Annotated in this window: 16 protein-coding genes; 14 read left to right on the top strand and 2 right to left on the bottom strand. The window is 68.4% G+C overall.

What is annotated here, in order from left to right:
- Positions 1-79 precede the first annotated feature (79 nt).
- The 3 genes from flgC (at position 80) to VGE03_RS04010 (ending at position 1,277) form a co-directional block, all read left to right on the top strand.
- The gene (gene flgC / locus VGE03_RS04020; RefSeq protein ID WP_331033007.1) at positions 80-514 is read left to right on the top strand and encodes a flagellar basal body rod protein FlgC; all 435 of its coding nucleotides are present in this window, start codon (positions 80-82) and stop codon (positions 512-514) included.
- Between the two features lie 10 nt (positions 515-524).
- Positions 525-830, top strand: coding sequence for a flagellar hook-basal body complex protein FliE (gene fliE / locus VGE03_RS04015; RefSeq protein ID WP_331033008.1), 306 nt, complete (start codon positions 525-527; stop codon positions 828-830).
- Between the two features lie 69 nt (positions 831-899).
- Positions 900-1,277: a VOC family protein gene (locus VGE03_RS04010; RefSeq protein ID WP_331033009.1), complete on the top strand. Its 378-nt coding sequence runs from the start codon at positions 900-902 to the stop codon at positions 1,275-1,277.
- Here the strand turns inward: VGE03_RS04010 and VGE03_RS04005 are convergent.
- Entirely contained in the window at positions 1,274-2,362 is a 1,089-nt protein-coding gene (locus VGE03_RS04005) for an acyltransferase (protein ID WP_331045178.1), read from the bottom strand. The two genes, VGE03_RS04010 and VGE03_RS04005, sit on opposite strands and share 4 nt — an antisense overlap.
- A gap of 169 nt (positions 2,363-2,531) precedes the next feature.
- Here VGE03_RS04005 and VGE03_RS04000 point away from each other — a divergent pair, with 169 nt between their 5' ends.
- Entirely contained in the window at positions 2,532-2,945 is a 414-nt protein-coding gene (locus tag VGE03_RS04000; RefSeq protein WP_331045177.1) for a response regulator, read from the top strand.
- 4 nt (positions 2,946-2,949) lie between these two features.
- On the opposite strand, the gene folE is transcribed toward VGE03_RS04000, so the two are convergent.
- On the bottom strand, positions 2,950-3,525 hold the full coding sequence (folE, locus tag VGE03_RS03995; protein ID WP_331045176.1) for a GTP cyclohydrolase I FolE: 576 nt from the start codon (positions 3,523-3,525) through the stop codon (positions 2,950-2,952).
- Positions 3,526-3,708: 183 nt separating this feature from the next.
- Between folE and fliQ the strand changes: the two genes are divergently transcribed.
- From fliQ to VGE03_RS03945, 10 genes are all read left to right on the top strand, one after another.
- Positions 3,709-3,972 carry a flagellar biosynthesis protein FliQ gene (gene fliQ, locus VGE03_RS03990; RefSeq protein ID WP_331045175.1) on the top strand — a complete coding sequence of 88 codons (264 nt, stop codon included), beginning with the start codon at positions 3,709-3,711 and terminating at the stop codon, positions 3,970-3,972.
- 7 nt (positions 3,973-3,979) lie between these two features.
- The gene (fliR, locus tag VGE03_RS03985; RefSeq protein WP_331045174.1) at positions 3,980-4,750 is read left to right on the top strand and encodes a flagellar biosynthetic protein FliR; all 771 of its coding nucleotides are present in this window, start codon (positions 3,980-3,982) and stop codon (positions 4,748-4,750) included.
- Positions 4,743-5,819: a flagellar biosynthesis protein FlhB gene (gene flhB, locus VGE03_RS03980; protein WP_331045173.1), complete on the top strand. Its 1,077-nt coding sequence runs from the start codon at positions 4,743-4,745 to the stop codon at positions 5,817-5,819. Before fliR ends, flhB begins: the two co-directional genes overlap by 8 nt.
- 94 nt (positions 5,820-5,913) lie before the next feature.
- Complete coding sequence (gene fliF / locus VGE03_RS03975; protein WP_331045172.1) at positions 5,914-7,548, top strand: flagellar basal-body MS-ring/collar protein FliF; 1,635 nt, start codon at positions 5,914-5,916, stop codon at positions 7,546-7,548.
- Between the two features lie 14 nt (positions 7,549-7,562).
- Entirely contained in the window at positions 7,563-8,588 is a 1,026-nt protein-coding gene (gene fliG, locus VGE03_RS03970; RefSeq protein WP_331045179.1) for a flagellar motor switch protein FliG, read from the top strand.
- A gap of 1 nt (position 8,589) precedes the next feature.
- Complete coding sequence (locus tag VGE03_RS03965) at positions 8,590-9,243, top strand: flagellar assembly protein FlbE (protein ID WP_331045171.1); 654 nt, start codon at positions 8,590-8,592, stop codon at positions 9,241-9,243.
- Positions 9,243-9,575: a flagellar motor switch protein FliN gene (gene fliN, locus VGE03_RS03960; protein WP_331045170.1), complete on the top strand. Its 333-nt coding sequence runs from the start codon at positions 9,243-9,245 to the stop codon at positions 9,573-9,575. The genes VGE03_RS03965 and fliN overlap by 1 nt, the downstream gene beginning before the upstream one ends.
- A gap of 38 nt (positions 9,576-9,613) precedes the next feature.
- Positions 9,614-11,005, top strand: coding sequence for a sigma-54 dependent transcriptional regulator (locus tag VGE03_RS03955; protein WP_331045169.1), 1,392 nt, complete (start codon positions 9,614-9,616; stop codon positions 11,003-11,005).
- Between the two features lie 14 nt (positions 11,006-11,019).
- Complete coding sequence (bla, locus tag VGE03_RS03950) at positions 11,020-11,922, top strand: class A beta-lactamase (protein ID WP_331045168.1); 903 nt, start codon at positions 11,020-11,022, stop codon at positions 11,920-11,922.
- Positions 11,915-12,865 (top strand): FHIPEP family type III secretion protein (locus VGE03_RS03945; protein WP_331045167.1); only part of this gene is annotated, 951 nt, incomplete at its 3' end. The genes bla and VGE03_RS03945, both read left to right, overlap by 8 nt.

Here is a 12,865-nt window from a genome sequence, read left to right as displayed (position 1 = left end):
CCATCGGCTTCTACCAGAAGTCCATGCAGATGATCCGCATGGCCGCCAAGAAGCCCGGCGTCTGAGGCAGGAGATTCAGATGTCTGATCCCGTCAACGGCCGTCCCGTCACTCCGCGCAACAACGCCATGGCCGTCGCCTCCAGCGCCCTGAAGGCGCAGCAGTCGCGGATGCGCATCATCGCCGAGAACATCGCCAACGCGGAATCCACCGCCAACGTCGCAGGCGGCCAGCCCTATCGGCGCCAGACCCCGGTGTTTCAGGCCCGCAACGTCAACGGCGCGACCGGCGTGGTCCTGGCCGAGGTCCGCCCGGACCAGAGCGACTTCCGTATGGAATACGACCCCTCGCACCCGGCGGCCAACGCCGAGGGCTATGTCCAGCGGCCCAACGTCGACACCCTGGTCGAGGCCATGGACATGCGCGAGGCGCAGCGCGCCTACGAGGCCAACCTGAACGTCATCGAGACGGCGCGGAACATGGAGTCCCGCACCCTCGACATCATCAAGAAGTAAGGGCTAGGCCATGAATCCCATGATGGCGGCCAAGGCCTATGCGGCGGTTCAGGGCGGGGCCATGCCCAGCGCCCCGTCGGCGGCCGCGGCGACGCAAGGTCCCGGCTTCTCCGAACTGCTGCAAGGCGTGATGAACTCGACGACGCAGCAGACGCGCGGCGCCGAAGCCCAGATGAGCCAGATGGTCCAGGGCCAGGGCAACCTGATCGACGTCGTCACCGCCGTCTCGTCCGCCGAAGCTTCGTTGGAAACCGTGATGGCGGTCCGCGACCAGGTCATCTCGGCCTATCAGGAAATCATGCGGATGCCGATCTGACGGTGAAAGAGGGCGCGCGGGATCGAACCCCCGCCCTCAGCGGTTCTCTCCGGATCAGGGAGAGACCTCATGCTCAAGAACAAGAATTCCTCGGCCATCGTGGCGGTGAAGGATCTGGATCGCGCCAGGGCCTTCTATTCCGACGTGCTGGGGTTGAACTTGGCCGACACCTCGAACGAGGACATGCTGGGCTATCGCACCGGCAACACCTGGCTGACGGTCTACAAGTCCGACTTCGCCGGGACCAATCAGGCCAACGCCGTCAGCTGGGACGTCGGCGTCGAGCTGGACGATATCGTCGCGGGCCTGAAGGCCAAGGGCGTGACCTTCGAACAGTATGACGCCTTGCCGCACGAGGGCGATATCCACACCTGCGGCGCCCTGCGTCTAGCCTGGTTCAAGGACCCCGACGGCAATATCCTGCATCTGGTCGGCTCGATGGGCTAGCCCTCCAGCGAGACCACCGGGTCCTTGATCTCGGCGCGGGCGTGTCCGCGTTTCTTCAGCCAGGCGCGGATGCGTTTCTGGATCGGATTGTCGACGCCGTAGTGGAGCAGGAAGGCGAAGACGAAGGCCGCGCCGACGCCCATGACCCACAGGCCCCAGCGCGCGGCCTCGCCCAGGCTCAGCTTGTTCGCCGCAGCCTCGGCCAGACCGAACCAGCCGATGCGGACCACTTCGTTGGAGATGAACATGGAGAAGGAGACGACCGCCGCCTGCTCCACCAGCTTCGACGGCCTGGTCACCGGCACGGCGCCCGCCGCCAGGATGATGATCGAGATGAAGGCCAGCGAGATCAGGGCGTGCTTGTCGAAATACTGCGCGATCGCCAGACCGACGGTCGCCAGCAGCAGGGCCCATCCGGCCAGACGGGGATGGATCCAGACGCCCTGCGCGAACCAGGCCAGGCCCATGCCCAGGACGAACAGCGGCAGGGCGCGCCAGATGCCGAGGTTCAGCGGCATCTGATAGACGGGATACTTCAGGATGGCCCAGCTCAGCTCATTGGCCGCCAGATAGCCGATGACCACCAGGCCCAGCGCCAGCCACGGCCCGACCCGCGTCAGGCCGCGCAGCACCCAGGGGAAGGCCAGATAGCAGCCCAGCAGGGCCGAGATCGACCAACTGGGCGCGTTCCAGCCGAGACCGCCATGCACGCCGAACGACTGGACCAGGGCCAGTTGGGCCGGCAGCTGGTCCCAGGCGAACCACTCGGGATGGCTGGGCGGCAGGCCGATCGCCGTGCCCAGCAGCACCATGGCGACCAGCAAGGCCCCCATGATCAGGTGGGCTGGAAACACCCGCAGCGACCGCTTGAGGAAGAAGTCCGTCTTCGACATCCGCCCGCTTCCGACCGATGAGGCGTAGACGCGCATCAGCACATAGCCGCTGTCGATCAGGAAGAAGTTGGTCAGCAGGAAGCCGCCCCGCTCGAACACCGGGTGCACCCCCTCGGCCAGCGGAACCGGCGCCGACATCTGGAAGTGATGCAGGATGATCAGGCTGGCCACGATGAAACGCAGGGCGTCCAACCAACCGCCACGAACGATCGGCGGTGTCTCATTTCGGGTCGAAATCGCTGTCCAGGCCATGGGATGGGCCTCCTTCGCGCGGTTCGCCGCAAGGACCGGGCCGTCTGCTTGCATCGTTAACGGACCGGGCTAGGCTTCCGCCCCGATCCTCCTCCCGCCCGGATTCGTCATGGCCCAATCGATCCTCATCGCCGAAGACGACGCGGACATCCGCGAGCTGTTTTCCCTGATCCTGTCCGGGGCGGGCTATGCGGTGACGACGGTCGCCGACGGCGTCGGCGCGCTGACCCGGCTGGCCTATGCGCCGCCGGAACTGGTGATCCTCGATCTCAACATGCCGCGGGTCGACGGGCTGGAGGTGCTGGCCGCGATCCGGACCGTCGAGACCTGGAAGGACGTGCCCGTGCTGGTGCTCACGGCCTCGGGCGTCGGCGACAATCTGGTCGCGGCGCGTCGGCTGGGCGCGCGGGGCTACCTGCTCAAGCCGATCACCCCGGCGGGGCTGGTCGAGCGGGTCCAGCAGATCCTCACCGACCGCAGCCTCGTCTGGCTGGACGACATCACCCTGTCCCGGGCGGGCTGAACCCTTATTTCCGCGTCAGGCGCAGGAATTCCTCGCGGGTGCGCGGGTCGTCGCGGAAGGCGCCGCTCAGGTGGCTGGTGGTCAGGCTGGCGCCCGGCGCATTGACGCCGCGCAGGGTCATGCAGCTGTGTTCCGCCTCGATAACCACGCCCACGCCCTGCGGACGCAGGACTTCCTCGATGGCCAGGGCGATCTCGGAGGTCATCTTCTCCTGGATCTGCAGGCGGCGGGCGAAGCCGCGCACGACCCGGGCCAGCTTGGAGATACCGACCACGCGGTCGGTCGGCAGATAGCCGACGTGCGCCACGCCGACGACCGGCAGCATGTGGTGCTCGCAGGCGCTGACGAAGCGGATGTCCTTCAGCACGACCATCTGGTTGTAGCCGCCGACCTCCTCGAAGGTCTTCTCCAGATACTGCCGCGGGTCGATCTCATAACCCTCGTAGAGCTCGCGGTAGCTGCGCGCCACGCGCGCCGGCGTCTCCAGCAGGCCTTCACGGTCGGGATTGTCCCCGGCCCATTCGATCAGGGTGCGGACAGCGGCCTCGGCGTCGGCCTGGGTAATGCTCGGCTTGGTCATGGGGCGTTCATTAGGGGGTCGAGGGACGAGGGTCGAGGGGCGAGGCGGCGACGCAGGCCGCCGGGCGTTGATGGAGCCTGCCCTCGACCCTCGTCCCTCGTTCCTCATTAGTCTCCTGTTAACCACGCTCCCGGCATTTCTTGCCGAGTTCGGCCGCGCGTGTTGCGGCCGCTGGAGCGTGGCATGAACGGCGCGGAAGTTCTGGATGTGGGGCGTGACGCCCTGTGGCTGACGATCCAGCTCTGCGCCCCCGTGCTCATCGTCGGGCTCGTGGTCGGCGTGGTGATCGGTCTGGTGCAGGCCCTGACGCAGATCCAGGAGCAGACCCTGATCTACGCGCCCAAGATCATCGCCATCTTCGTTTCGCTCCTGCTGTTCCTGCCGCTGATGGGCGCCCTGCTGGGCGGTTTCATGCGGACCATCGCCGCGCGCATCGCCGGCATGTGATCGGCCGGTGGAGCCGTACGCCACATCCGAACAGGTCTGGCAGGGCGCGCTGATCTTCGCCCGGATCGGCGCGGTGCTGCTGATGCTGCCCGGCGTCGGCGAAAGCTACGTGCCGCCGCGCATCCGTCTGGCCTTCGCCCTGGTGGTGACACTGGCGCTCTGGCCGGTGGTGGCGGGCGGGCTGCCGGCCCTGCCGGCGACCCTGGGCGGCATGACGGGCTGGATCATCCGCGAGGTCATCGTCGGCCTGATGATCGGCGCCCTGCTGCGCGCCTTCCTGACCGCGCTGGCGACGGCGGGCGAGATCGTCTCGCTGCAAACCACCCTCAGTTTCGCCCAGACCGCCAACCCGCTGCAGGCCCAGCCGGGGTCGACCATCTCGGCCTTCCTGATGCTGCTGGGCACGACCCTGATCTTCGCCACCAACACCCACCACCTGTTCATCGCCGGGCTGGTCGGGTCCTACGACCTGATCGCCCCCGCGCGGCCGCTGGTCACCGGCGACTTCGCCACGCTGGCGGTGCGGACGCTGGGTGACAGCTTCGCCCTGGGCGTCCAGTTGTCGGCGCCCCTGCTGGTCTTCGCCCTGATCTTCAACCTCGCCTCGGGACTGGTCGGCCGCGTGATGCCGCAGTTCCAGATCTTCTTCGCCGCCGCCCCGCTCAGCGTGATCCTGGGGTTGTCGGTGTTCGCCCTCAGCCTCGGCGTGCTCGGGACGGTCTTCATCGACCGCTACCGCGCCCTGGCGCAGCTCTTCGCGGGAGGCGCCGGTGGCTGAAGGCGCCGATCCCGAGTCGAAGACAGAAGAAGCCACCCCACGAAAACTAGCCGACGCGCGGGCCAAGGGTGATGTCGCCAAGTCGATGGACGTCGGCGCGGCCGCCTCCCTGCTCGGCGCGACGGCGGTCCTGCTGGGCGCGGGCGGCTATTTCGCCTCGTCGATGGCGGAGCAGTTGCTGCCCTTCATCGCCTCGCCCCACACCATGATGGGCGGCCTCGACGCCGGGGCGGGTGTCGAGATCGGCATGCACGCCCTGTGGGCGATCACCCCCTTCCTCGGGGCCCTGATGCTGGCGACGATCGTCGGCGGGGTCGGCGGCAACCTGGCCCAGTCCGGCCTGATCTTCGCCGGCGACAAGCTGAAGCCGCAATGGAGCCGGCTGAACCCGCTTGAAGGGTTCAAGCGCATCTTCGGCCCGGACGGGCTGGTCCAGTTCCTGAAGACCTTCCTGAAGCTGCTGGCCGTCGGCTTCATCTGCTGGATGGTGATGAAGCCGCACGTGCGCGAGTTCGAGAACCTCGCCGCGATGCCGCCGGCGGCCATTCTGCCGCTGGCCCGCGACATGGCGATCGCCCTGATGGCCTCGGCGCTGATCTTCCTGAGCTTCACCGCCGGGGCCGACTATCTGTGGCAGCGCTTCCGCTTCAACCAGCGCATGCGGATGTCGAAGGAAGAGCTGAAGGAAGACTTCAAGCAGTCGGAAGGCGATCCGCACGTCAAGGCGAAGCTGAAGCAGATCCGCATGCAGCGCAGCCGTCAGCGGATGATGCAGAACGTGCCCACGGCCACGGTCATCGTCACCAACCCGACCCACTATTCGGTCGCCCTGCGCTACGAGCCGGACAAGGGCGACGCCGCGCCGATCTGCGTGGCCAAGGGCGTGGACGCGGTCGCCCTGCGGATCCGGGAGGTCGCGCGCGAGCACAATGTGCCGATCGTCGAGAACGTCCCGCTGGCGCGGGCGCTCTACGCCGCCGTCGATATCGACGAAACCATCCCGCGCGAGCATTTCGAGGCGGCGGCCAAGGTCATCGGCTTCGTCTTCGGTCAACGCCGGAAGCGCTGATCCTTACGGGTCTTAACGAGGCGTTTACCATGCGCCCGGCATTTTCTGCCCAGCGGGTCGATTGAGGGTCCCGTGAGTATCGGGGCGGGGACGCGTGGGCGGCTTCACGGCGGCGTTGCAAAGGTTCGGGATCGGTCGACTGGCCGTGGTGCTTGGCGTCGCCGCCGGCGTCGCGGCGGTGCTGATCGCCGTCATGCTGCGCATCGGCCAGGCGCCGGACGCGCTGCTGTATTCCAACCTCGACCTGCGCGAAGCGTCGGAGGTCACAACGGCGCTGGACAGCGCCGGGATCAAGTACTCCTCGAAGGGCGACGGCTCGACCATCTTCGTCAGCCGCGACCAGGTGGGCGAGGCCCGCATGCTGGTGGCCGGCAAGGGGCTCGTGACCTCGGGCAGCGTCGGCTACGAAATCTTCGACAACCAGTCGGTGCTGGGCCAGACCGAGTTCCAGCAGAACCTGAACGCCAAGCGCGCCCTCGAGGGCGAACTGGCCCGCACCATCCAGAGCATGCGCGGCATCCAGTCGGCGCGGGTCATGATCGCCCTGCCGGAGCGGCAGCTGTTCCAGGCCCAGGCGGCCGAACCGACCGCCTCGGTCGTCGTCGGCGTGACCGGCGGCCAGCTGAGCGGCGCCCAGGTGCAGGCGATCCGCAACGTCGTCGCCTCGTCGGTGCCGAACATGAAGCCGGAGCGGGTCACCCTGACCGACACCTCCAACCGCACCCTGGCGGCCGGGACGGACGGCGAGGGCTTCAGCGCGGCTTCGGCCGAGGAGGCGCGCGGGCAGACCGAGGCCCAGCTGCAGGCCCGCATCAAGGACATCGTCGAGGGCGTCGTCGGCGTCGGCGGCGCGCGCGTGCAGGTCACAGCCGAGATCGACCACGCCCGCTCGACCACCCAGGAACAGCGGTTCGACCCGGACGGCCAGGTCGTCCGCTCGACCTCGACCAACGGCACGGAAAGCACCGACACCACCGGCGTGCCGGACGGCGGCGCGACCGCGACGAACAACATCCCGGGCGGTCAGGCTCCGGGCGCGGCCCAGCAGGGCTCGCGCGACACCCAGAACACCGAGACCACCAACTACGAAATCTCCAACACCACCACGACCACGGTGAAGGAAGCCGGCGAGATCAAGAAGCTGGCCGTGTCGGTCCTGCTGGACGGCAAATGGACGCCGGGCGCCAACGGCGGCGAGCCGACCTACGCCGCCCGCACCGCCGAGGAAATCGCCCAGATCAAGTCGCTGGTCGCCGCCGCCGTCGGCATCGACGAGAGCCGGGGCGACAAGATCGAGGTGCTGAACGTCCGCTTCAACCGCGACGTCGCCGCGGCCGGCGGCGCCGAGGCCGGTTCGTCCATGTTCAACTTCACCAAGGACGACATGATGCGCGGCGTGGAGCTGCTGGTGCTGCTGATCACCGGCGTCCTGCTGATCTTCTTCGTCCTGCGTCCCCTGCTGAAGACCGCCACCGGCGGCGGCGCGACGCCGCAGCTGGCCGGTCCGGGCGGCGTGCCGGTGACCTCGCTGCAGACCAGCATCGTCGGCGGCGCCACGGGCATGGACCTGCCGCAACTGGGGGCGCCTTCGGAGATGGAACAGCGCCTCGACATCGCGCGCATCGAGGGTCAGGTGAAGGCGTCGTCGGTCAAGAAGGTGGCCGAGTTCGTCGAGAAGCACCCGGAGGAGTCGACCTCGATCCTCCGCAGCTGGGTGCATGAAAGCTGATGTCCGGCGCCCGCATGGTCACCAAGAAGCCGACCGTCGACGACGCCAGAAAGCTGACGGGTCCGGAGAAGGCCGCCGTCATCCTGCTGTCGTTGGGTGAGGATCACACCCGCCTGTGGGAAGGTCTGGACGAGGAGGAGATCAAGGAAATCTCCCAGGCCATGGCCGGTCTGGGCACGGTGTCCTCGTCGGTCGTCGAGGAGCTGATGGTCGAGTTCGTCTCGGGCATGAGCGGTTCGGGCGCCGTCATGGGCAGCTACGAACAGACCCAGAAGCTGCTGGCCTCCTTCATGCCGTCGGATCGCGTCGACGCGCTGATGGAGGAAATCCGCGGTCCGGCCGGCCGGACCATGTGGGACAAGCTCGGCAATGTGAACGAGGCCGTGCTCGCCAACTATCTGAAGAACGAATACCCGCAGACGGTCGCGGTGGTCCTGTCCAAGATCAAGCCGGACCACGCCTCGCGCGTGCTGACCAGCCTGCCCGAGGACTTCGCCCTGGAATGCGTGCAGCGCATGCTGCGCATGGAGCCGGTGCAGCGCGACATCCTCGACAAGATCGAGCAGACCCTGCGCACCGAGTTCATGTCGAACCTCGCGCGCACGTCCAAGCGCGACAGCCATGAGCTGATGGCGGACATCTTCAACAGCTTCGACCGCCAGACCGAAGCCCGCTTCATCGGCGCGCTGGAAGAGCGCAACCGCGAGGCCGCCGAGCGCATCCGCGCCCTGATGTTCGTCTTCGAGGACCTGTCGAAGCTCGACCCGGGCGGCGTCCAGACCCTGCTGCGCGCGGTCGAGAAGGACGCGCTGGCCCTGGCCATGAAGGGCGCGTCGGAGTCCCTGCGCGAGATGTTCTTCTCCAACATGTCCGAACGCGCCGCCAAGATCATGCGCGAGGACATGGAATCGATGGGTCCGGTCCGTCTGAAGGACGTCGATCAGGCTCAGATGGCCATGGTCCAGGTCGCCAAGGACCTCGCCGCCAAGGGCGAGATCATGCTGGTCGGCCAGGGCGGCGACGACGAGTTGATTTACTGACATGACCCAGTCCGCCGAAAGAAAACTGTTCTCCTTCGACACCGAGTTCGACGCGGGCGGCGAGGTCGTGCGCCCCTCGGCCTGGCGTCCGACCAAGCACGCGTGGACGCAGGTCGAGGTCGAGGCGCTGGTCGCCCAGTCCGCCCGCGAGGCGCGCGAGACCGCCCTGGCCGAGATCGCCAGCATCCAGGCCATGGCCCTGTCGTCGATCGGCCAGGCGCTGGCGAGCGCCGCTCCGGCCCTGACCCAGATCGCCCAGGCCCACCGCGAGCAGTCGGCCGAACTGGCGATGGCCGCCGCCCGCGTGGTCGCCGCCTCGGCCCTCGACCGCTTCCCGCAGGCCCCGCTGCAGGCGGCGCTGGAGGCGCTGGGGCAGGAGATCGACGCCTCGCCGCGTCTGGTGATCCGCACCGGCGAGCTGAATGACGAGACCCGCGAGCGCCTGCAGCAGATGGCGGCCGACGCCGGCTTCTCGGGCGTGCTGGCCTTCCGCGACGAGCCGGGCCTGCCGCCCGCCGCCTTCCGCCTGGAATGGGCCGACGGGCGCGCGGACTTCGAGCCTGAAGCCGCCTTCGGCCGCATGGTCGAGGCCCTGAATTCCGCCCTGGCCGCCGAGGCCGGGCACGCTGAAACCCTGAACGACGGGAGGTTCTGATGGCCACCGACACCATGGCCCTGGAGGAGTTTTCCTCCGAGACCGGCTTCTCCGCCCACGAAGAGGTCACCGAGAAGTCGGCGCACGACCTCGCGCCGGTGTTCGACGTGCCGGTCAACATCTCGGCCGTTCTGGGCAAGGCCCACATGTCCGTCGCCCAGCTTCTGAAGCTGAACCGCGGCAGCGTGCTGGAGCTGGACCGCAAGGTCGGCGAGGCGATCGACATCTTCGTCAACAACCGTCTCGTCGCCCGCGGCGAGGTGGTGGTCGTGGAAGACCGTCTGGGCGTGACCATGACGGAAATCATCAAGACGGAAGACTCGGGCGCCTGAAGCGGCGACCGGCGGTAAGAGATTAGAGGAGAAGACCCATGCGGCTTCTGGTGGTTGGCAGGCTCAGCGGACAGCTGGCGACGGCGGTGAAGATGGCCATGGCGCACGGCGCCAAGGTCCAGCACGTCGAGCGCGGCGATCAGGCGACGGAGCAGCTGCGTCGAGGGCAGGGCGCGGACCTGCTGATGGTCGACTACCGCGTCGACATCGCCGCCCTGATCTCGGCCAACGAGAACGAGCGGATCCATGTGCCGGTGGTGGCCTGCGGCGTCGACGCCGACGCGGTGGACGCCGCCAACGCCATCCGCGCCGGGGCCAAGGAGTTCATCCCCCTGCCGCCGGAAGCCGACCTGATCGCAGCGGTGCTGTCGGCGGTGGCCGATGACGAGCGTCCGATGATCTCGGCCGATCCGTCGATGAAGCACGTCATCCAACTGGCCGACCAGGTGGCCCGCTCGGAGGCCTCGATCCTGATCACCGGCGAAAGCGGCGTCGGTAAGGAAGTCATGGCCCGCTACCTGCACGCCGGGTCCAAGCGCGCCGAACGTCCGTTCATCAGCGTCAACTGCGCGGCCATCCCGGACAACCTGCTGGAGTCCGAGCTGTTCGGTCACGAGAAGGGGGCCTTTACCGGCGCCCTGGCCCGCCGCATCGGCAAGTTCGAGGAAGCCGACGGCGGCACCCTGCTGCTGGACGAAATCTCCGAGATGGACGTCCGCCTGCAGGCCAAGCTGCTGCGCGCCATCCAGGAGCGGGTCATCGACCGCGTCGGCGGCACGAAGCCGGTGCCGGTCGACATCCGCATCATCGCCACCTCCAACCGCGATCTGGCCAAGTCGGTCGCCGACGGGTCGTTCCGCGAGGACCTGCTCTACCGCCTCAACGTCGTGAACCTGCGCCTGCCCGCCCTGCGCGAGCGGCCGGGCGACGTCGCTGTGCTGGCCGAGCACTTCGTCAAGAAGTATGCCGCCGCCAACGGCGTGCCGGTGCGCCCGATCTCCGCCGACGCCCGCCGCGCCCTCCAGGCCCACCGCTGGAACGGCAACGTCCGCGAGCTGGAGAACGCCATGCACCGGGCGGTGCTGCTGGCGACCGGCCCCGAGATCGACGTGGACGCCATCCGCCTGCCGGACGGCCAGCCGCTGGCGGGGGGAGGCTCGGCGCCGGCCTTTGACGCCGGACCGGCGGCCCGCGCCGCGTCGACCGCCGACGCCGTGTCCCGCGCCTTCGTCGGCCAGACGGTGGCGCAGATGGAGAAGACCCTGATCCTCGACACCCTGTCGCACTGTCTGGGCAACCGTACCCACGCCGCCAACATCCTCGGCATCTCGATCCGCACCCTGCGCAACAAGCTCAACGAATACGCCGACGAGGGCACGACCATTCCCGCCCCGCAGAGCGGCGTCGCCGCCTCCGGCTACGCGGCCTGACCATGGCTTCCCCGATGGACCGCAGAAGCGTCCTTGGCGGGCTCGGGGCGTTGTCCGCCGCCGGTTGCTCGCCCCAGTCCGCGCCCGAAGCGGCGCTGTCGGCTCCGCCCGCCCCTGTCGCCCCCGAACACTTCGACCTCTCCGCCCTCGAAGCGCGAAACGGCGGCCGCCTCGGCTTCGCCGCCATGGATCTGGCGCGGGGCCGCAACCTCGTCTGGCGGGGCGGCGAGCGCTTCGTCTACTGCTCCACCTTCAAGAGCTACCTGGCCGCCGCCACCCTGCTTCGGGTCCAGTCCGGCGCCGAGCGCCTCGAGCGCCCGATCCCCGTCACCCGGGCGGACATGGTCCTCCATGCCCCGACGACCGGGCCGGCGGTCGGCACCACCCTCACGATCGAGCGACTGATGGAGGCGACGGTCGGGCTCAGCGACAATCCCGCCGCCAACATCCTCATCCGCGAGCTGGGCGGGATCGACGCCCTGCGCGCCTTCTACCGCGGCATCGGCGACGACATCACCCGCGTCGACCGCCTCGAGCCCGGGATGAACCGGCTGGACGGCGACAAGGACACCACCACCCCGCTGCAGTCCATGCGGAACCTGGTCCGCCTGCTGGTGTCGAAGCGGACGCCCCTGTCCCCCGCGTCGAAGGCGCTGCTGCTGCGCTGGATGACCGAAACCCCGACGGGCGCCGGCCGCATCAAGGCGGGCGTTCCGGCCGGCTGGACCGTGGCGCACAAGACCGGCACCGGGGGTTACGGACCGAGCAACGACATCGGCGTCCTCTATCCGCCGGCCGGCGAGCCCGTGGTTCTGGCCGTCTACTATCACGCGACCCCGGAAAGCTCGGCCGCCTCCAACGACGCGGTGATCGCCGAGGCGGCCCGGATGGCCCTGGAGGCGCTCGGCCATGGCTGACGCGCCGCTGATGAAGGACGGGATGGCCCGTCCCACCGCCCTAGACATGCGCGGCTGGCTGCTGCGCGGCGAGGTGCTGATGGCGCTGGGCGTCATCGGCATCATCATGCTGCTGATCGTGCCGGTGCCCGGCATGCTGCTGGACCTGCTGCTGGCCATCTCGATCGTCGGCTCGGTGCTGATCCTGATGACGGCCCTGCTGATGAAGCGGCCGCTGGACTTCGCCATCTTCCCGACCGTCCTGCTGGTCGCCACCCTCTACCGGCTGGGCCTCAACCTCGCCTCAACCCGACTGATCCTCAGCCACGGACACGAGGGCCACGCCTCCGCGGGCCAGGTGATCCAGGCCTTCGGCAGCCTGATGATGGGCGGCAGCTTCATCATCGGCATCATCATCTTCGCCATCCTGCTGGTGGTGAACTTCGTCGTCATCACCAAGGGCTCGACCCGGATCGCCGAAGTGTCGGCGCGCTTCACCCTCGACTCCATGCCGGGCAAGCAGATGGCGATCGACGCCGACCTGTCTTCCGGCCTGATCGACGAGGAGACGGCCAAGACCCGGCGCAAGGAGCTGGAGCAGGAATCGACCTTCTTCGGGGCCATGGACGGCGCCTCCAAATTCGTCCGCGGCGACGCCGTCGCCGGCCTGATCATCACCTTCATCAACGCCATCGGCGGCGTCCTGATCGGCGTGCTCTCCCATGGCCTGCCGGCCGGAGAGGCGGCCGACACCTACGTCCTGCTGACCGTCGGCGACGGCCTGGTGACGCAGATTCCGGCCATCATCGTCTCGATCGCCGCCGGCTTCCTGGTGTCGAAGGCGGGCGTCGAGGGCTCCGCCGACAAGGCCCTGGTCAGCCAGCTGGCCACCAACCCGGTCAGCCTCGGCGTGGTCTCTGGCGCGGCCGGCCTGATCGGCCTGATCCCCGGCATGCCCCTGCTG

The sequence above is a fragment of the Brevundimonas sp. genome, assembly GCF_036400995.1.
Lineage (GTDB): Bacteria > Pseudomonadota > Alphaproteobacteria > Caulobacterales > Caulobacteraceae > Brevundimonas.
This window is presented reverse-complemented; position numbering and strand designations above follow the sequence as displayed.

Coding starts and splice junctions, on each gene's coding strand:
- flgC (WP_331033007.1), top strand. CDS start 80: ATGTCTGATCCCGTCAACGGCCGTCCCGTCACTCCGCGCAACAACGCC.
- fliE (WP_331033008.1), top strand. CDS start 525: ATGAATCCCATGATGGCGGCCAAGGCCTATGCGGCGGTTCAGGGCGGG.
- VGE03_RS04010 (WP_331033009.1), top strand. CDS start 900: ATGCTCAAGAACAAGAATTCCTCGGCCATCGTGGCGGTGAAGGATCTG.
- VGE03_RS04000 (WP_331045177.1), top strand. CDS start 2,532: ATGGCCCAATCGATCCTCATCGCCGAAGACGACGCGGACATCCGCGAG.
- folE (WP_331045176.1), bottom strand. CDS start 3,525: ATGACCAAGCCGAGCATTACCCAGGCCGACGCCGAGGCCGCTGTCCGC.
- fliQ (WP_331045175.1), top strand. CDS start 3,709: ATGAACGGCGCGGAAGTTCTGGATGTGGGGCGTGACGCCCTGTGGCTG.
- fliG (WP_331045179.1), top strand. CDS start 7,563: ATGGTCACCAAGAAGCCGACCGTCGACGACGCCAGAAAGCTGACGGGT.
- VGE03_RS03965 (WP_331045171.1), top strand. CDS start 8,590: ATGACCCAGTCCGCCGAAAGAAAACTGTTCTCCTTCGACACCGAGTTC.
- fliN (WP_331045170.1), top strand. CDS start 9,243: ATGGCCACCGACACCATGGCCCTGGAGGAGTTTTCCTCCGAGACCGGC.
- VGE03_RS03955 (WP_331045169.1), top strand. CDS start 9,614: ATGCGGCTTCTGGTGGTTGGCAGGCTCAGCGGACAGCTGGCGACGGCG.
- bla (WP_331045168.1), top strand. CDS start 11,020: ATGGACCGCAGAAGCGTCCTTGGCGGGCTCGGGGCGTTGTCCGCCGCC.